Below are 17868 nucleotides of genomic sequence, written 5' to 3' on the forward strand. Positions count from 1 at the left end.
GGTCATCGCGACGAGCTTGCCGCCCTGCTGCTCCTTTTTGATGAGGGCCATCTTGTCCTCGGGGGTGGCCTCGGCGAGGAAGTCGTCGACGCCGGCCTCCTCCGCGATCGCCTTGGCCGTCAGCGGGTTGTCCCCGGTGATCATCACGGTGCGGATGCCCATCCGGCGCATCTCGTCGAACCGTTCCCGCATGCCGTGCTTCACGACGTCCTTGAGGTGGATGACGCCCAGCGTGCGGGCCGGCTGGCCCTCGACGTGCTCGGCCACCACCAGGGGCGTGCCGCCGGACGTCGACACGGCGTCCACGATCGACCCGACCTCCTCGGTCGGGCGGCCGCCGTGCTCGCGGACCCACTTCATCACGGCCGTGGCGGCGCCCTTGCGGACCTGCCGGCCGTCGAGGTCCACGCCGGACATCCGCGTCTGCGCGGTGAACGGCACCCACACGGCCCCGGCGACGTCACGCTCGCGCAGTCCGTGGTGCTCCTTGGCGTACACGACGATCGAACGGCCCTCGGGGGTCTCGTCGGCGAGGCTGGACAGCTGTGCGGCCTCGGCGAGGTCCGCGGCCGTCACGCCGTCGACGGGCACCAGGTCGCCGGCCTGCCGGTTGCCCAGCGTGATGGTGCCGGTCTTGTCGAGCAGCAGCGTGTTGACGTCGCCGGCGGCTTCGACCGCGCGGCCGGACATGGCCAGGACGTTGCGCTGCACGAGCCGGTCCATGCCGGCGATGCCGATCGCCGAGAGCAGTGCGCCGATCGTGGTCGGGATGAGGCAGACCAGCAGGGACACCAGCACGATGCCGGTGACGCCGTTGCCGTTGAGGGCCGCGCTGTCCGGCGCGAACGCCTGGACACTCTTGGAGAAGATGGCAAGGGGCTGCAGCGTCGCCACCGCGAGCAGGAAGATGATCGTGAGCGAGGCGAGCAGGATGTTCAGCGCGATCTCGTTCGGCGTCTTCTGCCGGTTCGCGCCCTCGACCAGGGCGATCATGCGGTCGATGAACGACTCGCCCGGCTTCTGGGTGATCCGCACGACGATCCGGTCGGAGAGCACCTTCGTGCCGCCCGTGACCGCCGACCGGTCGCCGCCGGACTCGCGGATGACCGGAGCCGACTCGCCGGTGATCGCCGACTCGTCGACGGAGGCGATGCCCTCGATGACGTCGCCGTCGCCGGGGATGACCTGGCCCGCCTCGACCACGACGATGTCGCCCTGCTTGAGCTCGCTCGCCGGAATGGTGGTGCCGTCCTGCAGGAAGGCCATCGTGTCCTGCTTGGCGCGGCGCAGGGTGTCGGCCTGGGCCTTGCCGCGGCCCTCGGCGACGGCCTCGGCGAGGTTGGCGAAGAGCACGGTCAGCCACAGCCACACGCTGATCGTCCACGCGAACGCGCTCGGGTGGACGACGGCGAGGACGGTGGTGAACACCGAGCCGACCTCGACGATGAACATGACCGGGTTACGCCACAGGGTCGCCGGGTTGAGCTTTCGCAGGGCGTCCGGAGTGGACCGCCACAGCTGTTTCGGGTCGAGCAGGCCACCGGCGATCCGCCGCGGCGGTTCGCTCTGCCCGGTGGACGGGACTGGGGTCAGGGTCGAGGTGGTCACTGGATGCCCTCCGCGAGCGGGCCGAGCGCAACCGCCGGCAGGTAGGTCAGCAGCACGACGACGACGGTCACCGCAACGACCATGCCGACGAACAAGGGTTGGTACGTCTTGAGCGTCCCCGTCGACGCCGGCACGGGCTGCTGGCGGGCGAGGGAGCCGGCCAGGCCGAGGACGAAGATGATGGGCAGGAAGCGGCCGAGCAGCATGCACAGCCCCAATGCGGTGTTGTAGAAGTCGGTGTTCACGCTGATGCCGGCGAACGCTGATCCGTTGTTGTTCGACGCCGACGTGAAGGCGTAGAGGACCTCGGACAGGCCGTGCGCGCCCGGGTTGGCCATCGAGGAGCGGGCCTTTTCCGAGCCCATCGCGATCGCGGTGCCGACCAGCACGAGGGCCGGTGTGGTGAGCAGGTAGAGCGACGCGAACTTGATCTCCCGCGCGCCGATCTTCTTGCCCAGGTACTCGGGGGTGCGCCCCACCATGAGCCCGGCCACGAAGACCGTGATGATGGCGAGGATCAGCATGCCGTACAACCCGGAGCCCGTGCCGCCGGGCGCGACCTCGCCGAGCATCATGTTCAGCATCGTCACCATGCCGCCCAGCGCCGTGTACGAGTCGTGGAACGAGTCGACGGCACCGGTGGACGTCAGCGTGGTGGCGGCGGCGAACGTCGCCGACTGCGGCACGCCGAAGCGGGTCTCCACGCCTTCGCCGGCCGCGCCGACCGCGGTCGGGACGGTGCCCGCGTGGTGGATCTGCAGCGCGGTGAGGGTGATGACGCTGCCCAGCGCGAGGATCGCCATGATCGAGGCGATGGCCAGGCCCTGGCGCTTGTCGCCGACCATGCGGCCGAAGACCCGCGGCAGGCAGAACGGAACCAGCAGGATCAGAAAGATCTGCAGCCAGTTGGTCCAGCCGGTCGGGTTCTCGAACGGGTGCGCGCTGTTGGCGTTGTAGAAGCCGCCGCCGTTCGTGCCCAGCTCCTTGATGACCTCCTGCGAGGCGACCGGCCCGCCGGTGATGTGCTGCGAGGCCCCGGCCAAGGTGGTGACGTCGGCGCCGCCGGACAGGTTCTGCACCATGCCCGCGGCGATGAACACAATCGTGCCCAGCACGGCGATCGGCAGCAGGATGCGCACGCAGATGCGCACCAGATCGACCCAGAAGTTGCCCAGCTGGTCCGTCTTCGACCGGGCGAAGCCGCGCACCAGTGCCACCGCGACGGCCACGCCGACCGCGGCCGAGGCGAAGTTCTGCACCGCGAGGCCGGCCATCTGCACCAGGTGGCCCATGGTCGACTCGCCGGAGTACGACTGCCAGTTCGTGTTCGTCACGAAGCTGACCGCGGTGTTCCAGGCCTGGCCGGGCTTGACCGGGTCGAAGCCGAGGCTGAGCCACAGGTGGTTCTGCAGGCGCTGGAACAGGTACAGGAACAGGATCGACACCGCCGAGAAGGCCAGCACGCTACGCGCGTAGACGCCCCACGACTGCTCGCCGTCGGGGTTGACGCCGACGGCGCGGTAGAGGACGCGTTCGGCGCGCAGATGCCGGACCGAGGTGACCGCCCGGTACATGTAGTCCCCGAACGGCCGGTACAGCAGCACCAGCACGAGGACCAGCGAGGCGATGAACAGCACGCCCGCCCAGGTTGGGGACATCAGAACCGCTCCGGGAAGAGTAGGGCCGCGATCAGGAACGCGGTCAGGGCGACCGCGAGGACGAGGCCGACGAGGTTCTCGGCGTTCACAGCCGCTCCACCGCCCGCACCGCCAGGCTGAGGACCGCGAACAGCGCGATCGTCAGCAGCACGAACACAACATCAGCCACTGGGGCTAGCCTCCTTGTGTGCACGGACCGACGACGCGAACCCGTCGCCGTAGAGCCAGACGCGCATCCGGACCACGTCGCGGCGGTGCCGGGCCAGTCGGTACGACAGCGCGCCCAGCCAGCCGGCCAGCGCCATGCCGGCCAGCACGCCGAGACGGACGATGTCCGCCGCGCCGTGCCAGGTCAGCACGCCCAACCGGTTCACCAGGAACCCGTCCAGCACCGACCAGGCGATGCCGGCCGTCGCGAGCGCGGCGAGCAGGTCCCCGCCGAACGCCCCGACCGCGGCGACGCACAGCGCCATCGCCACCAGCCGCGCGACCAGATCCGACGGCGCGGTCAGCGCCGCGGCGGACAGCGCCGTGGCAACCACCGCGGCCGACCCGGCCGCCAGGGTGAGACCGGTCGGGGCGGCATGCAGCCGCACCAACCACCATGTCCCGTTCATCGAGCACCCGCCTTCCATCCGGCTCGGGTGCAAGTGAAGACCGGACCGCATTCGCTGCCCAGGCGTCTTGACGGAATCCCTACGCGGCGGCCGGGTTTCTTAACGGTTCCTTGATGCCGTCGGTGCCTCGATGGGCTCTACGTCACAGCTGCGGTCGAATGCGAACGCCGCGTTGTCGTCGGCGTATCCCGGTCCGTGGCCGGTCTCGCCGCCCTGCGGCGCACGCCGCCACGCCGTCGAGGCGTTCCACGTCGCCGGCGTGCTCTCATGCTTGGCCTCAGTTGGATGGGGACGGCGCATCGCCGTCCCCGGTGCCTCACCGCTCGAACACACCTTGGTTCTCGTGGATGAACGTCGCCAGCGACTTCGGTGGCGCGCCGCCGATCGTCTCGACGACATCGGTGACCATGTCCTGCTCGCCCCGCTGGTGTGTCTCAGCCACCCGTGAGAGGTGTTCGATCAGGTACGTGGACACGCCGTCCACCTGGGACAGCATCTGCCGCCACCGCTCGACGGGGATGTCCACGTACTCCACGGGACGGCCGAGCTCGTGGCTGAACACGTCAGCCTGTTCGGCCATGGACAACGATGCGGGCCCTGTCGGCACGTACGTCCTGCCCTGATGCGCGGCCGGATCGGCCAGCACACCGGCGACTACGCGCGCGACATCGTGGCCGGCGATGGGGGCGTGCCGCCCGTTGCCGTACGGCAGATAGATCCTGGCCTCGGCCCGGATCGTCGCCGCGCTGGCGATTGTGATCAGGTTCTCCAGGAAGTAGGGCGGGCGCAGGTGTGTGACAGCGATCCCTGACCAGTCGAGCACGCGCTCGGCGAGCCAGTGCCGGCGAGCGGCCGGGCTCGAATGATCCGGACGGGCGGTGATTTGCGACATGTTCACGATCGACTGCAGGCCGGCTTGTTTTCCGGCGGCTGCGAACGTCGTCGTCGCCTCCAAGAGGCCTTCCGCGAGCGGATACGTGAAGTACGCGCCGGTCACCCCGTCGAGGGCGGGGCGCACGCTGCCGAAGTCATGCAGGTCGCCGACGACGATGTCGGCACCCAGCGCCTTGAGTTCGGCGGCCCGGTCATCGTCGTGACGGACGAAAGCGCGAACGGGCAGTCCTCGCGCGAGCAGCTGCCGCGCGGCGTAGTTGCCGGTCGCGCCGTGGCGCCCTGCCGCGCCGGCGATCAGTAGTGTCATCGTGGTGTTCCGCCTTCTGGGGCGTAGGTCAGCTGCACGGTCCCGTTGGTCCAGGTTCGCGTGGACACCAACCGCAGGGATGCGGTCCGTCCTGGCCGCGGTAACGGCGTTTCTGCGCCGGCGATGACCGGAAAGACCGCGATTTTCAGCTCGTCCACGAGGCCGTGATCGAGCAGGGTCCGGGAGAGCCGGCCGTTTCCGTAGATCATGAGGTCGCCGCCGCCTTGCTGCTTCAGCTCGGCGACCGTCGTGGCGACGTCGCCCGGCAGCACCTTGGCGTTGTTCCACGCCGCAGCGGTCAGCGTCGAGGAGAACACGTACTTGGCGATGTCGTTGATGCGCTGCGAGTAGGGGTCCGTGGCGTTCGACCACCCATGCGCGAAGTACTCGTAGGTGTTGCGGCCCATCAGCATCGCGTCGCATGTTTCGAGCTCGGCCAAGGACCGGGCCGCGGCCGCGTCGTCGAAGTACGGCCCGGCAAAGGACATGGGGTTGTGGTGCGCGCCGTCCACGGTGGTGAGGAACGAGACGACGAGCTTCCGAGGTTGAGCCGTCATGCTGCGAAGCTAGCAGTCAGTACTTCGGATTTACAAGCAATCAATTCGACGTTCGCAGGTTAGACTGCGGGCATGGTTACGCGACGGGCTTACGACGAGGGCTGCGCCGTGGCACACGCCCTGGACCTGGTTGGTGAGCGTTGGGCCTTGCTGGTGGTCCGCGAGCTGTTGTTCGGGCCCAAGCGATTCACGGATCTGGACGGCCGGCTCGCCGGCGTCAGCACGAGCGTGCTGTCCCAGCGGCTGCAGGAGCTCGCCGGAGCGGGCGTCCTCGTTCGCCGCAAGCTGCCTCCGCCGGCGGCCTCGTGGGTGTACGAGCTGACCGAGTGGGGCCACCAGCTGGAGCCGATCATCATGGCGCTAGGCCAGTGGGGCAACCAATCCCCGCAGTTCAACTGCGAGGCGCCGGTCACCCCCGCGAGCATGGCGCTCGCGCTCAAGGGATTCGCCAATCCGGCCAGGGTCAAGAACCTGACCGGCCTGGTCGAACTGCAGCTCGACGGTGAGGTCTTCCACGCCTTCCCGCAGGACGGCCGGCTGCTGGTCACCGGAGCGACAAGCGGCCAACCCGACGCGCGGATCATCACCAGCCCAGGCCGCCTGCGGCCGTTCCTGCACGGCCTCACCGCCACCTCGAACAGCCTGCGGGACAACGGCATCCAGACCGAAGGAGACCGCAGAACCGCGGTCGCGCTCCTGGCCGCCATGGGTAGCTGACTATCACCGCAGGCACTACCCGGTGCGCCCGCCGCCGACCTCGATCGTCCACAGGATGTCGGTCAGGTGTTCGACGGCCTTGGCCAGATATCGGCGATATGTGCTCAACGGCAGGTCGAGCACCTCCGCCGCCGCCTCCTGCGTAGGAGCCGGCCGCACGTAGGTGCGGTGCAGGACGGCCTGGAGCTGCTGGCCCTTCGGGAGGTTGCCGAGCTGGCCGACGGCCTCCTCGATCGCTGCGCGCAACTGGATGGCGTCCGCGGCGAGAGTGGAGCCGAGCAGCGGGTTGGCCGCGAGCTGCTCGGGGCGGTGCAGGGACTGCAAGGCGACCCGGACGGAAGCGTCGAAGCGGACGCGGCTCAGTGGCGGCGGGCGCAGCAGTGCGGCCGGGGCCGGGCCGGTGCCGCCCGTATGGCCGCGTTCGTACATCAGGTCCAGCCAGCTGCCGACCGGCAGGCGACGCCAGTCGATGCCGAACGCGACGTGGGGCAGGCCGCCGACCTCGATGCGGACCAGGGGCGCGAAGGCGATGTAGTCGAACTTCGGCGCCCAGAACGCGTCGTCGACCACGACCACGAATGACCAGGCCAGTGGGCGGGTGAGCCATTCGATGATGCTGGACACCGGGCCGGCCACCACCATGTACGGGTCGTGCTGGTGCTCGCGGACTCCGGCGGCGAAGCGGTTGATCAGCACGTGTTCGCCGGGGCGGATCGGGCCCTCCCGCGCGACGTGGTCGAGCACGGCGCGGACGACCGGGTCGCGGTCCTCCAGCGGGGAGCCGCTCGGGCACAGCAGGTGGTGGGCGAAACCGGCGACGCGATCGCCGGTGCGCACCACGGACAGTCGCTCGGGCTGCTCGGACAGCCAGGCGCGGGCGAGGTCGGCGCTGGCCGGTCCCTCGAAACGTTCGATGGTGGCGCACACCTGGTCGTGCTCGTCGGGGCGGGCCGGTACAACTGCCGCCGAACCCTGCGTCCGGAGCGCCGCGATCACGGCGCCGAACGGCCCGTGGCGGTGGACGAAGAGGAGCTGGTGCGCCTCGGGTTGCCGGTCCAGGCCGCTGGCGGTGCGCAGGGCGGCGACCGCGTGGTCGAAGACGAGGCGCTCATGGGTCCGGTACTGCTCGGGGACGCGGCGCTGGAACTCGGCGTTGAGCACGTCGCGGGCCAGGTCGTGGACGGACAGTCCGCCGGGGCCGCTGGTGACGAACGGGAGCCGGGCCAGCCACTGCCACACCGCGGGGGCGTCGGCGCCGACCGTCCGGGCGAGCAGGTCCTCGGTGGTCGACCAGGCGATCGCGCAGGTGGCCAGCCCGGTCAGCTGGGGCTGGGTCGGGACCTCGCCGACGAACGACTGCAACAGCGTCGAGATCAGGTCCGGCGCGTCGGCGAGGGTGTCGGGCACCTGCCCGCGGGCGGCCAGGTCGGCCAGCAGCGCCATGGTCAGCGGATGCCCGGCGCCGAGCGCGGTCAGGTGGGGCCGCACGGACTCCTCGACGCCGGCGTGGGCCAGCAGCTGCGCGGTCTCGTCGGGACCGAAGAGGTCGAGACGGTACACCGTCATCAGCTCTCGCCACCCGGCGTCGGAGCGCCACGGCGCGGCCGGCGGCTCCCGGCCGGCCAGGACGACCACGGTGTCGGCGCTCAAGCTCGGCATGAACTGCTCGCGCAGCCACCCGTCGATCGGGGTGAGCTGCTCGTAGCCGTCCACGAGCAGGACCGCGCCGGCGGGAAGGGGCCACCCGACGGCCGTTTGCAGCCCGTCCGGGGAGGGATCGACATCGCGCCCGTCGACCTGGACCACGGTCCGGCCGGCCGCGCGCGCCCGGGCGCCCAGCTCCGCCAGCAGCGTCGTCTTGCCGATGCCGCCCTGGCCGTGCACGAACTGCACTCGCCGCGCCGAACGCCCGCCGACGGCGGCGTCGAACCCCGCGAGCTCGACCCGGCGTCCCACGAACCGTTGCCGCCGGGCGGTCTCGAGCACGTCGCCGAGAGACGTCGACATGTCGTCACCTCCACCTGCACTCTCCACCGCCGCGGTGCGGTTTGGACAGCGATTAACAACTATCTGACCTGGCAATTGAGCGCTGCCCCGCCCGATCCTCGCCTCGACGGTCGCCATCATCGGAAAGGGCCGACGGCATGAAGATCCTTGTTACCGGGGGTACCGGCTTCGTCGGCTCACACAGCGTGGCGGCGCTCATCGCCGCGGGCCACGACGTCCGGCTCCTCGTCCGCTCGCCCGGCCGCATCGGCCCGGCCCTGGAACCGCTCGGCGTGCGCGCGACGGTGGATCACACGGTCGGCGATGTCACCGACCCGGACTCCGTCGCACGAGCGCTGCGCGGCTGCGACGCGGTACTGCACGCCGCCGCCGTGTACGACCTGGACGCCCGCGCCCGGCCGGCGATCGCGCGGACCAACGTCGCCGGCGCGGAAACGGTGCTCCGGGGCGCCGTCGAGGCCGGCTGCGACCCGGTCGTGCACGTCTCCAGCACCGCCGCGCTGCTGCAGCGGCGGGCCACCGTCACGCCGGACTCCGCGCTGTCGAGCACGCCGGGGACGTACATCCAGTCGAAGGCCGCGTCCGAGGCCGTCGCCCGCGGGCTGCAGGACGCCGGTGCGCCGGTGGTGATCGTGCAACCCGGCGCCGTCCTCGGCCCGGACGACCCACACTGCGGCGACCAGGCCCGCCGGCTGCGGGACATCCTGCGCGGGCGGTACCCGGTGTGGCCCAGCGGCGGCCTCCAGGTCGTCGATGTCCGCGATGTCGCCGACGTGCACGCCGCCGTCTTCACGCCCCGAGCCAAGCCGCGCCGCTACCTGGTCCCCGGCCACTTCGTCGACGGCGCAACCATGTTCGCCACCCTGCGTGCGCTGACCGGCCGCCGTCTGCCGTGCCTCGTCGTTCCCTCCGCCGCCATGCTGCCGCTCAGCTGGACCATGTCCACCCTCCAGCGCGTGACCCCGTTCCACCTTCCGGCTGACCATGAAGGGGTGGTCTTCATCGGTGCCGCGACCCGCTGCGACGACTCCCGCACCCGCGACGAGCTCGGCATCGAGCCGCGCCCGCTGATCGAGACCTACGGCGACACGATCCGATGGCTGCACCGCACGGGACGGCTCACGGACAGCCAGGCCGGCGCCTCGGTGTCGCGATGAGCGGATGGACGGCCAGCGTCGCCGCGACCGCGGTGTCGAGCTATGCGCTGGACGCCTGGGCGGCGGCGGCCGGCGTCGCCCTGGTCGCGTCGGGTCTGCTCGCCGACGTCGCTCGGCCCTGGGCGGTGGCCCTGCTCGTGGGCACCTATGTGGCCTGGGGGCTCGGACTGCGCACCAACCTGCGGGCGAACTGGTCCCTGCTGGCGAGCACCGGTACGAGTACCAATGTCATCTCCAAGGCCGCCCACGACCTCACCCGGCGCATCACGGCCAACGCCCGCGCACCGCGGCTGGCGGCGGCGATCGGCTACGCCGGCACGCAGGTCGCGGCGGAGGTCCCCTACTACGCGGGCGCGTTCGGCACCGCCGCGCTCAGCGACACGGTCGGCACCGACGAGGCCGTGGTCTTCCTCGCGGGCGCGAACCTCGCCGCCGGGCTGTACGAATACGGCCTCGCCCGCCTCACCCGCGCCTTCCTCGGCCGCCGCCGGTACGCGTCCTTCGAGACCGACTGGGTGCCGGCGCAGTACCTGACCGGCTACTACCGGACCGTCGAGCCGGACGAGGTCGCCACCATAGCCTTCTTCGTCGCCGCGATCCGCCACGCCGAACGCGACCGCCCCGTGCTGTTCTTCGGCATCGGCCCCACCCTCCACCACGTGTTCGCCGCGGCCGAGACCGCCTCGGAGATCCACCTGGGCGACTACCTCCCGGCCAACCTGACCGAGATCCAGCGCTGGCTCGACCGCGATCCCGGCGCCCACGACTGGCGCCCGTTCGTCCGCTACACCCTGCAATGCGAGGGCATCGCGCACCCGTCCGAGGAGGAGCTCGCCGCACGAGAAGACCTGACCAGAAGCAAAATAACGGATCTGGTACTCGTAGATGCCCGCCATCCCCGCCCGCTCGACCGCGCGTACGCCACGGTGATCAGCCCATACTGCGCGGACTCCGCCACGGGCGACCGGGCCACCTGGCAGTTGTTCATGCGCCACATCACCGGCCTGGTCGAGCCCGGGGGCCTGTTCGTCACGGCCGCCCTGCGCCGATGCCGCGGCTACACCGTGGCGGGCAAAACCTTCCCCGGCGCCAACATCGACGAACACGACCTACGCGCGCTGCTCCAGCCCGAGTTCGCCCCGCTCGACGGCACGATCGAGGTCCACCGGACGGGCCAGGACACCGCCCATGGCTACTCGGCGATCGTGCTCTGCCAGGCCCGCCGACCGCCTTCATGAGGAGGGATGTTCGCGGCTGACGAGCCCGTGTGTGAAGATTCGGTGCGCGCCTTCGATCCGAGCCCGATCGAGCCGCAGGATGTCACCATGTCGGAGACTGCAACCAGCGACGACGCTGCGCTGAACGCCGGCCCTGGCCGGCGGTGGATCTGGGCATTCCATCTCATCGCCGTTGCGGTGGCCGGTGCCGTGCTGTGGTCGTTGAGCTACCCGGGCAGCCACTTCTTCCTGCTGGCGGCTGGCGGCCTTGCGGCCTTCGCCGTCGGTTCCTTCTGGCTCGCCTGGACCATCGCCGTCGCCATCACCACGCGGCGAACACCGGCAGCGCGCCGATGCCGGCGGCCGTGATGGCCGAGGTGAGCAGGAGCCACGAGACGAGCGGATGGTCCATCGGCACACCGGTCACCCGTGCGGCCGTCAGGTTCAGCCCCCCGGCCGCGCCGCCCGGCCTGCCGCCGGTGCGCTCGTGGGCGTGCCGAGCGCGCAGGCGTCCGGGCCAGGCGGGGATCAGCCGGTGCCGGCGCTGCGAAGGGCCTGCGGGGTCGTGCCGGTCCAGGTCCGGAAGGCGCGGTAGAACGAGTTGGTGTCGTCGTATCCGAGCAGGTAGGCGATCTCTGCGGGGCTCATGGCGCCGTGGCCCAGGTAGTGGCGGGCCAGGTCCTCGCGAGTACGGGCCAGGATCACCTGGAAGGTGGCGCCCTCCAGGTGCAGCTGGCGCTGCAGGGTACGGGAGCTGACGGCGAGGCGTCTGGCGACCGCGGTCATGGACGGATCGCCGGCGGGCAGGGTCTCATGCAGCGCGGCGCGGACGCGATCGGTGATGCTGGCCGCGCCCTCCAGGTCCGACAGCCGCCGGCGGAGTTCAGGAGCGAAGAACCGCCACATCTGTTCGTTCTCGGTCACGAAGGGGCGAGTGGCGTCGACGGTAGCGAAGGTGATGGCGTGTGCGGCTTCCTTCCGCACGCGGGCGCCGAGGAAGTCACCGACGACGTCGGGGGCCTCCGGCAGCTGCGGGACGCTGATCCGGGTCGGCCGTACGTTGTGGCGGGTCCCGATCCGCGCAAGGGCGGCCCAGAACACGAGCTCGGACATGGCCAACAGCTGCGGCGGGCGCATGCCCGCGGGCCAGTGATAGCTGATCCGCAACCCCTTGCTGTTCTGCTCGACGCCCAGATGCATCGGGCCGATCAGCGGCTTGTACGTGGCAATGCGCTGGGCGGCGGTCTCAAGGTCGGGGCTGCACAGGGCGGCGAAGATCGGCGGGTTGAACATCTCGACGGAGATCGCCTGGCCGATGCGTACCGGCAGGTTCGGGTCCCCGCCCTCGGCGTCGAGCGCGTCCCAGAACCTGAAGTACTCCTCCGGGAGCAGCGCCACCGGCCCGCGAGAGAGCAGGTCACCGGGTAGCGAGGCCCGGCGCAGGACGCGAGCCGGAGAGACCCGCAGGTCGTACAGCAACGCCTTGAAGTTCGGGTCCAGCGTGAATCGCTCGCCACTCACACGGGTGAGCCTAGTGGCGGGAGCCGCGTCCGATGCGGGGCCGCCGATCCCGCCTGCGCGGCGATGCCCGGTTGGCGCCGAATGCAAGTAGATCGGCGTCTTGCGCAAGTCAAGCTGACCGCTCGACATCTAGCGTTGCCGGAGTTCGGCACCTGCGCGAAAGGACGTCATGACCATGGCGACGAACGTTGCTCTCATCACCGGCGCCTCGTCCGGTATCGGCGAGGCCACCGCCGCGAACCTTTGTGAGGCCGGCTACGTCGTCTACGCCGCGGCGCGGCGGGTCGAGCGCATGCGGCACCTGACCGAACGGGGCATCCGGCTGCTGGAGATGGACGTCACCGACGACGAGTCGATGTGTGCCGGAGTCGAGGAGATCATCGCCGCGGAAGGCCGCATCGACGTCCTGGTGAACAACGCCGGTTACGGCTCCTACGGCGCCCTCGAGGACGTACCGATGGAAGAGGCCCGCTACCAGTTCGAGGTAAACGTGTTCGGCGCCGCACGGCTGACCCAGCTCGTCCTGCCACACATGCGGCACCGGCGCTCCGGCACCATCGTCAACATCACCTCGATGGGCGGCAAGATCTACACACCGCTCGGCGCGTGGTACCACGCCACCAAGTTCGCGCTGGAAGCCCTGAGCGACTGCCTGCGCATGGAGGTCCAACCGTTCGGGATCGACGTCGTGGTCATCGAGCCCGGCGGCATCAGGACCGGGTGGCCCGCCATCGCCGCGGACAAGGTCCGCGCCGTCTCCGGCAGCGGCCCCTACGCTCCGCAGGGCAATGCCGTCGCGCGCACGCTCACCTCCGAGTCCACCGAGCGCCGCTCATCCCCGCCAGCGCTCGTCGCCGAGACCATCAGGAAGGCCGTGACCTCTCGACGCCCCCGGACCCGCTACGCCGTCGGATTCGGCGCCAAGCCCATGATCTTCCTGCACGGCGCGCTACCCGACCGCACCTTCGACGCTTTCATTCGCCGAGCCACCGGCGTGCCGTCCTGAGACAGACCTTCACGGTGCGCGGCCACTGCAGCGGTCAACCGGCGCGCCGGTCACCACCGTCCACTACTGTCGTTCCTGCTGCCAGCGCTCATCGGGCCGGCGGCCGCTGGTCCTCACCGGCCCGCGCGTTCACCTTGTCCGGGGCGATCTTGAGGATGACCCGGCCCTCGGGGCCGACCGGGTTCGGGTAGTGCTCTACGCCCAGGTACTTCCGCGCCAGCAGGTCGATGTGGTCACGGGCCTCCTGGCCGCCCACGGTGTCGACGACGTGGCCGCGCACCTCGGCATACTCCCAGGGATGCCTGCCCGGGACCAGGACGGTGATTCGCGGGTCGCGCCGGATGTTCTTGTAGCGCTGCCGGTCGGGCACCGTGTTGACGAGCAGATGCTCGCCGTCGGTGTCGATCCAGGTGTACTGCGCCTGGGGCCGGCCGTCGGGCATCAGCGTGACGACGCTGGCGAGGTTCGCACCCTTGGCCAAACGGACGACGAGTTCGGGTAGTGGCACGTGTTCCTCCGTAGTGGTCATGCGGGCATGTAAGCAGGACCGCGGGCCTGGGCCATCCGGTCGAGTGACGCGGTCCGCGCGGCTGGTGGCGCGGGCGGTGAGCAGCATGCCCCGCCGGTACGGGTCCGTAACCTCCGCCGCACGCAGCGGCCGGTCACCGTCGTAGAAGAGCGCCCGCCGTCGCCTCGGCCTCGGCCGGGTGGCGGGACAGGCGGGGGTTGCGGTCGTACCACCAGGTGGTTGTCAGTCCCAGCGCCAGGCCCACCGTCGCCCCGACGGCGATGTGGGTCCAGCCGTCGGTCAGGCCGGCCGCGCCCCGGCCGTCGAAGAACAGCACGGCCCTGACGCCGTCGAGTATCGGCGGCATGGCGGTGATCGAGGTGCACGCCCGTAGCCAGGCCGGCAGCGCCTCGGTCGGCACGGACGGGCCGGTGGCCAGGGACATCGCGACGAAGAAGAAGGTGTTGACGAGCGCGCCGGGGCTGCCGAAGACGGCAAACACCGACAGCGCGCCGATGCCGACCGCCGTGATGGCCGAGGTGAGCAGGAGCCACATGACGAGCGGATGGTCCATCGGCACACCGATCACCCGTGCGGCCGTCAGGTTCAGCAGCGCCGCGGCGATCGGGGCGACGGCCAGCAGTACCGCGAGTTTCGCGAGCAGCGTGGTCGTACGGCTGGCCGGACGGTAACGGCGGCGGGTGGTGAACGGTCCGACCTCACTTGGTGCGAACCCGATGGCGGCGTCGACCGCCGGATGGATGGTGGACGCGCCGATGAAGCCGATCAGGATCGTGACCAGCGCCAGGTAGAACGGTGTGAGACCCGAGCCTGACCTGGGTGGCAGAACCCGGTCCGGAACGGTCCGTACCGCGAACGGTTCCCGCAGCACCAGCGCCCGGTAGGGATCGGCGAACACCCCCAGCCGCTCCGCCACACTGTGCTGCACGGCTGCCAGCACCGGGCTCATCGCGCCGTTCACGAGGCCTGCGGCCAGGTTTCCGGCACCGGCGTTCGTAACGATGCTCACCACCGGTCGCGCCGGCACGGTGCCGGGCGTTGCCGTGACGAGGCCGGCCAGCGCGTGGTCGAAGTCTTCCGGGATGACGACGGCGCCGTAGACGGCGTTGTCCCGCATCGCGGTTGCCATCTCCGCGGGTGACATGGCGATGATCCGGATCTTCTCCTGGTCCGTACCGGTCCGTACCGCGTCGGCGACCGATCGGGCGGTGCCGTCGAGCGCTCCGCCTTCCCGCTGCGGTCCGGCCACGAGCGCTACCGGCAGCCGGCGCACATTGGCCTGTGGATCCGTGATGCCGCTCAGGTAGCACGCCGGCAGGGCCAGACTCAACAGGATGATCATGACGACCGGTGTCGCCCAGATGCGTGGGCTACGGAACGCGCGAAGTGGCATGGCTGTCCTTCTAGGAGGCGATCAGCAGGTCTTCCGTGGGCAGGGTCTGACAGGCCAGCAGCCAGCCCGCGGCGATCTCCTCGGTGGAGAACAACCCGCGGGTCTCGGTCTCGTAGCGGCCGGACAGGACCCGCACCCGGCAGGTGCCGCAGGCCCCTTCGCCGCACGACTGCGGCAACGGGAAACGGGCTTCGTTCGCCGCGTCCAGGACGGTCTGCCCGGGCGCGCAGGGGAAGGCTGCGTCCCCGTCCTTGACGTCGATCGTGAACCGGTCGACGCCTGCTTCGGCGGCGGCGAGGGCGACCGCGTGCGCCTTCTCGCGGCGGGTCTGCCGGCCGCCATCCGACACGAACGCCTCGGTCCGGACGGCGGTGCGGGGTACGCCCAGCTTCATCAGCAGGCCGATCACGTCCTGCATCATCGGCGCGGGGCCGCAGACGTGGACCCGGTCCGCGTCCACGGCGTGCTGGCACAGCGCATCCAGGCCGATCCGGCCGCGACCGCCCGTCCAGCCCTCGCCCGGCCGGGTGAGAAACACCATCACCTCGAGCCCCGGCAGACGCGAGCGTAGCCGCTCCAACTCGTCACGGAACGGGATCTCGTCCTCGGTACGGTAGCCGGCCAGCAGCACGACCCGCCCTCGGTGGTTCGCGTCCGCGGCCGCGCTCAGCACGCTGATCAACGGCGTGATCCCGACGCCACCGGCGATCAGCAGGAGGGTACCGCCGGCCGCGTCGACCCCGGCGCTCCAGGTGAATTCGCCCTGGGGGCCGGTCACCCGCAGGGCCAGACCGACCTCCAGGTCGTCGTGCAGGAAGCCCGAGCCGAGCCCGTTCGGCTCGCGCTTCACCGCGATGTCGACGTAACGGCCGGCACCCGGACCACTGGAGATCGAATAGGAACGCTCGATCGGCTCGACCGCCACCGGCAGGTCGATCTTGAGGTACTGCCCCGCAAGAAACGTGAACGGCAGCGGCCCGTCATCCATCGGTTCGAGGCGAATGCTGCGAATCGACGGGGTTACCGCCTGGATCCGGGCTACGCGCAGGTAGCCCCGCCAGATCGTCCCCGGCGCGGCGGCCGGGCGGCGCGCTCGTATCGTCCGCCACATGGTGCCCGCCTGCCGGGGTCGCAGCGCCGCGGTGGCGGCCATCAGCCCTCCGGCCAGTGCGCCGACCACACCCGGGCCCCAGGCGTCCTGCCCGGCCACGAACAGTCCCTTCACCGGTGTGCGCGGACCCGCCAGCGGAGATCTCAGCCGCTCGGGGGTGGCCGCGAGACCGTAGAACGATCCCCGCACGCTGCGCTGGTAGGTCTCGAACGACAGCGGCGTCGCGAGCTCGGCGAACGCGACCGTGTCGCGCAGGCCCGGCCACCGCTGCTCCAGGCGGGTGAGGAGGCGTTCGGTCAGCTCCTCCTTGAGCCGGCGGTAGGCGTCCGGCCGATCGTCGCCGGTCGTGTCCCGCCATTCGTCGAACGCCGCCGGATCGACGAGCTCGAGCGCTTCGATCGTGTGGAAGCGGGCCGCCGGGTTGTTCAGCGAGGCGAACGAGACGTACAGGAGGCCGTTGCCGAGCGGCGGGCGAGCGCCGTCGCGATCGTCCAGCTCCGGCATGAACCAGTGGTTCTCGCCGCGCGGACCGAACACGGCCGGCGACCTGTCGAGCCCGAGAAACAGCATGATCGCCGAGGGTTCACGCGGCAGCTCGGCCAGCGCGCGCGCCCAACGTGGCCGCAGCTCGGGCCCGAGCAGGGCATACGTGTTGCGTACCCCGCCCGCCGAGACGACCGTCGCCGTCCGCACGTGATAGCGGTCTCCGGTCACGCCGTCCTCGACGTCGACGCCGGTCACCCGGCCGCGCTCGACGACGATGCGGCGGACCCGCTGGCGGGCGCGCAGTTCGACGCCCTGCCGGCCGAGGATCTCCAGCGTGATCTCGTTGATCGCCTTCGGACCCCCGACCGGGTGCGCGGTCCCGTTCATGAAGAAGGTGGTCGGCACCGCGGCGTGGTAGCCGAATGCGCTGGACGCGGGCGGCGTGCCGTACAGACCCCAGCGCGCCGCCAGAATCGCGCGCAGCCGGGGATCGCGGAAACTGCGGTCGATCTGCTCCTGCAGCGGACGGTACGTCGCCGGGGAGAGCCGCTCGACGATCGGCAGGCCCAACCGGCGCAGCGGTGCGGGAAACGATGCGATGACGTTGCGCGCGGCGAGTCCGGCCACGGCCCGGCGTACGGCACCGAAGTACCGTTGGATCGCCCGGGCCTCGTCCGGGAACAGCTCGGTCAGCCGGGACTGGAACCGCTCGCGGTGGGACGGCACAGCGAAGTCGAACCCCGGGAAATGCAGCACGTCGAAGTCGTCCGGAAGCGGCTGCAGCTGCACCCTGCCGTCGGTCATGAAATCGAGGAACGGTCCGGCGTCGGCGCTGAGATAGTGCACGCCGGTACCGAACCGATACCGGCCGGCCCGGGAGAACTCGTGCGTCATCCCGCCCAGCGTGTAGTGCTGTTCCAGGACAAGAACCCGTTCGCCACCGAACTGCGCGATCGTACGGGCCGCCGCGAGACCCCCCATACCCGAGCCGATCACCACGACATCGAACGCTTCGTCAGCAACCATGCGCCGAGATTGACGGGGCCGACTTGACATCGGCTGGACGGTCCACGCAGTTCGGAT

Annotated in this window: 16 protein-coding genes; 5 read left to right on the forward strand and 11 right to left on the reverse strand. The window is 70.6% G+C overall.

The genetic code is table 11. The features are described from left to right. The 6 genes from kdpB to AB0B76_RS52945 form a co-directional block, all read right to left on the reverse strand. A partial coding sequence (gene kdpB / locus AB0B76_RS52920; RefSeq protein ID WP_360392199.1) for a potassium-transporting ATPase subunit KdpB occupies window positions 1-1593 on the reverse strand: 1593 nt, incomplete at its 3' end. Between the two features lie 11 nt (window positions 1594-1604). Then, entirely contained in the window at window positions 1605-3266 is a 1662-nt protein-coding gene (gene kdpA, locus AB0B76_RS52925; protein WP_360392088.1) for a potassium-transporting ATPase subunit KdpA, read from the reverse strand. Next, window positions 3266-3355 carry a K(+)-transporting ATPase subunit F gene (gene kdpF / locus AB0B76_RS52930; RefSeq protein WP_344617409.1) on the reverse strand — a complete coding sequence of 30 codons (90 nt, stop codon included), beginning with the start codon at window positions 3353-3355 and terminating at the stop codon, window positions 3266-3268. Before kdpF ends, kdpA begins: the two co-directional genes overlap by 1 nt. 72 nt (window positions 3356-3427) lie before the next feature. Next, on the reverse strand, window positions 3428-3862 hold the full coding sequence (locus AB0B76_RS52935; RefSeq protein ID WP_360392091.1) for a hypothetical protein: 435 nt from the start codon (window positions 3860-3862) through the stop codon (window positions 3428-3430). 337 nt (window positions 3863-4199) lie between these two features. Continuing rightward, window positions 4200-5084, reverse strand: coding sequence for an NmrA family NAD(P)-binding protein (locus tag AB0B76_RS52940; RefSeq protein ID WP_360392093.1), 885 nt, complete (start codon window positions 5082-5084; stop codon window positions 4200-4202). Further along, complete coding sequence (locus AB0B76_RS52945; RefSeq protein WP_360392096.1) at window positions 5081-5641, reverse strand: dihydrofolate reductase family protein; 561 nt, start codon at window positions 5639-5641, stop codon at window positions 5081-5083. Before AB0B76_RS52945 ends, AB0B76_RS52940 begins: the two co-directional genes overlap by 4 nt. A 72-nt stretch (window positions 5642-5713) precedes the next feature. Between AB0B76_RS52945 and AB0B76_RS52950 the strand changes: the two genes are divergently transcribed. Beyond that, on the forward strand, window positions 5714-6358 hold the full coding sequence (locus AB0B76_RS52950) for a helix-turn-helix domain-containing protein (RefSeq protein ID WP_360392099.1): 645 nt from the start codon (window positions 5714-5716) through the stop codon (window positions 6356-6358). A 15-nt stretch (window positions 6359-6373) separates the two neighbouring features. Here AB0B76_RS52950 and AB0B76_RS52955 read toward each other — a convergent pair whose 3' ends face one another. Beyond that, window positions 6374-8365 (reverse strand): ATP-binding protein, encoded by a 1992-nt coding sequence (locus AB0B76_RS52955; protein WP_360392102.1) that lies wholly within the window; start codon window positions 8363-8365, stop codon window positions 6374-6376. Between the two features lie 137 nt (window positions 8366-8502). On the opposite strand from AB0B76_RS52955, the gene AB0B76_RS52960 reads away from it, so the two are divergent. The 3 genes from AB0B76_RS52960 to AB0B76_RS52970 are packed head-to-tail and all read left to right on the forward strand — an operon-like array spanning window position 8503 to window position 11108. After that, entirely contained in the window at window positions 8503-9522 is a 1020-nt protein-coding gene (locus AB0B76_RS52960; RefSeq protein ID WP_360392104.1) for an NAD-dependent epimerase/dehydratase family protein, read from the forward strand. Beyond that, the gene (gene gntF / locus AB0B76_RS52965; RefSeq protein WP_360392107.1) at window positions 9519-10760 is read left to right on the forward strand and encodes a guanitoxin biosynthesis pre-guanitoxin forming N-methyltransferase GntF; all 1242 of its coding nucleotides are present in this window, start codon (window positions 9519-9521) and stop codon (window positions 10758-10760) included. The genes AB0B76_RS52960 and gntF overlap by 4 nt, the downstream gene beginning before the upstream one ends. A 6-nt stretch (window positions 10761-10766) precedes the next feature. Continuing rightward, on the forward strand, window positions 10767-11108 hold the full coding sequence (locus AB0B76_RS52970; protein WP_360392109.1) for a hypothetical protein: 342 nt from the start codon (window positions 10767-10769) through the stop codon (window positions 11106-11108). 159 nt (window positions 11109-11267) lie between these two features. Here the strand turns inward: AB0B76_RS52970 and AB0B76_RS52975 are convergent, their stop codons facing one another. Next, window positions 11268-12260: an AraC family transcriptional regulator ligand-binding domain-containing protein gene (locus AB0B76_RS52975; RefSeq protein WP_360392112.1), complete on the reverse strand. Its 993-nt coding sequence runs from the start codon at window positions 12258-12260 to the stop codon at window positions 11268-11270. A gap of 175 nt (window positions 12261-12435) precedes the next feature. On the opposite strand from AB0B76_RS52975, the gene AB0B76_RS52980 reads away from it, so the two are divergent. Continuing rightward, window positions 12436-13266, forward strand: coding sequence for an oxidoreductase (locus tag AB0B76_RS52980; RefSeq protein WP_360392114.1), 831 nt, complete (start codon window positions 12436-12438; stop codon window positions 13264-13266). Window positions 13267-13354: 88 nt separating this feature from the next. Here the strand turns inward: AB0B76_RS52980 and AB0B76_RS52985 are convergent, their stop codons facing one another. From AB0B76_RS52985 to AB0B76_RS52995, 3 genes are all read right to left on the reverse strand, one after another. Continuing rightward, complete coding sequence (locus tag AB0B76_RS52985; protein ID WP_360392117.1) at window positions 13355-13795, reverse strand: TIGR03618 family F420-dependent PPOX class oxidoreductase; 441 nt, start codon at window positions 13793-13795, stop codon at window positions 13355-13357. A gap of 133 nt (window positions 13796-13928) precedes the next feature. Then, window positions 13929-15137, reverse strand: a complete 1209-nt coding sequence (locus AB0B76_RS52990; protein WP_360392120.1) for an ABC transporter permease — start codon at window positions 15135-15137, stop codon at window positions 13929-13931. 61 nt (window positions 15138-15198) lie between these two features. After that, complete coding sequence (locus AB0B76_RS52995) at window positions 15199-17811, reverse strand: 2Fe-2S iron-sulfur cluster-binding protein (RefSeq protein WP_360392123.1); 2613 nt, start codon at window positions 17809-17811, stop codon at window positions 15199-15201. Window positions 17812-17868 lie beyond the last annotated feature (57 nt).

The sequence above is a fragment of the Dactylosporangium sp. NPDC049140 genome, assembly GCF_040648435.1.

Excerpts from the sequence above, each read along its gene's own strand:
- AB0B76_RS52940 (WP_360392093.1), bottom strand. The coding sequence starts at position 5,084 with ATGACACTACTGATCGCCGGCGCGGCAGGGCGCCACGGCGCGACCGGC.
- AB0B76_RS52980 (WP_360392114.1), top strand. The coding sequence starts at position 12,436 with ATGGCGACGAACGTTGCTCTCATCACCGGCGCCTCGTCCGGTATCGGC.
- AB0B76_RS52985 (WP_360392117.1), bottom strand. The coding sequence starts at position 13,795 with ATGACCACTACGGAGGAACACGTGCCACTACCCGAACTCGTCGTCCGT.
- AB0B76_RS52970 (WP_360392109.1), top strand. The coding sequence starts at position 10,767 with ATGTTCGCGGCTGACGAGCCCGTGTGTGAAGATTCGGTGCGCGCCTTC.
- AB0B76_RS52945 (WP_360392096.1), bottom strand. The coding sequence starts at position 5,641 with ATGACGGCTCAACCTCGGAAGCTCGTCGTCTCGTTCCTCACCACCGTG.
- gntF (WP_360392107.1), top strand. The coding sequence starts at position 9,519 with ATGAGCGGATGGACGGCCAGCGTCGCCGCGACCGCGGTGTCGAGCTAT.
- kdpA (WP_360392088.1), bottom strand. The coding sequence starts at position 3,266 with ATGTCCCCAACCTGGGCGGGCGTGCTGTTCATCGCCTCGCTGGTCCTC.
- AB0B76_RS52950 (WP_360392099.1), top strand. The coding sequence starts at position 5,714 with ATGGTTACGCGACGGGCTTACGACGAGGGCTGCGCCGTGGCACACGCC.
- AB0B76_RS52990 (WP_360392120.1), bottom strand. The coding sequence starts at position 15,137 with ATGATCATCCTGTTGAGTCTGGCCCTGCCGGCGTGCTACCTGAGCGGC.
- AB0B76_RS52995 (WP_360392123.1), bottom strand. The coding sequence starts at position 17,811 with ATGGTTGCTGACGAAGCGTTCGATGTCGTGGTGATCGGCTCGGGTATG.
- AB0B76_RS52960 (WP_360392104.1), top strand. The coding sequence starts at position 8,503 with ATGAAGATCCTTGTTACCGGGGGTACCGGCTTCGTCGGCTCACACAGC.
- AB0B76_RS52955 (WP_360392102.1), bottom strand. The coding sequence starts at position 8,365 with ATGTCGACGTCTCTCGGCGACGTGCTCGAGACCGCCCGGCGGCAACGG.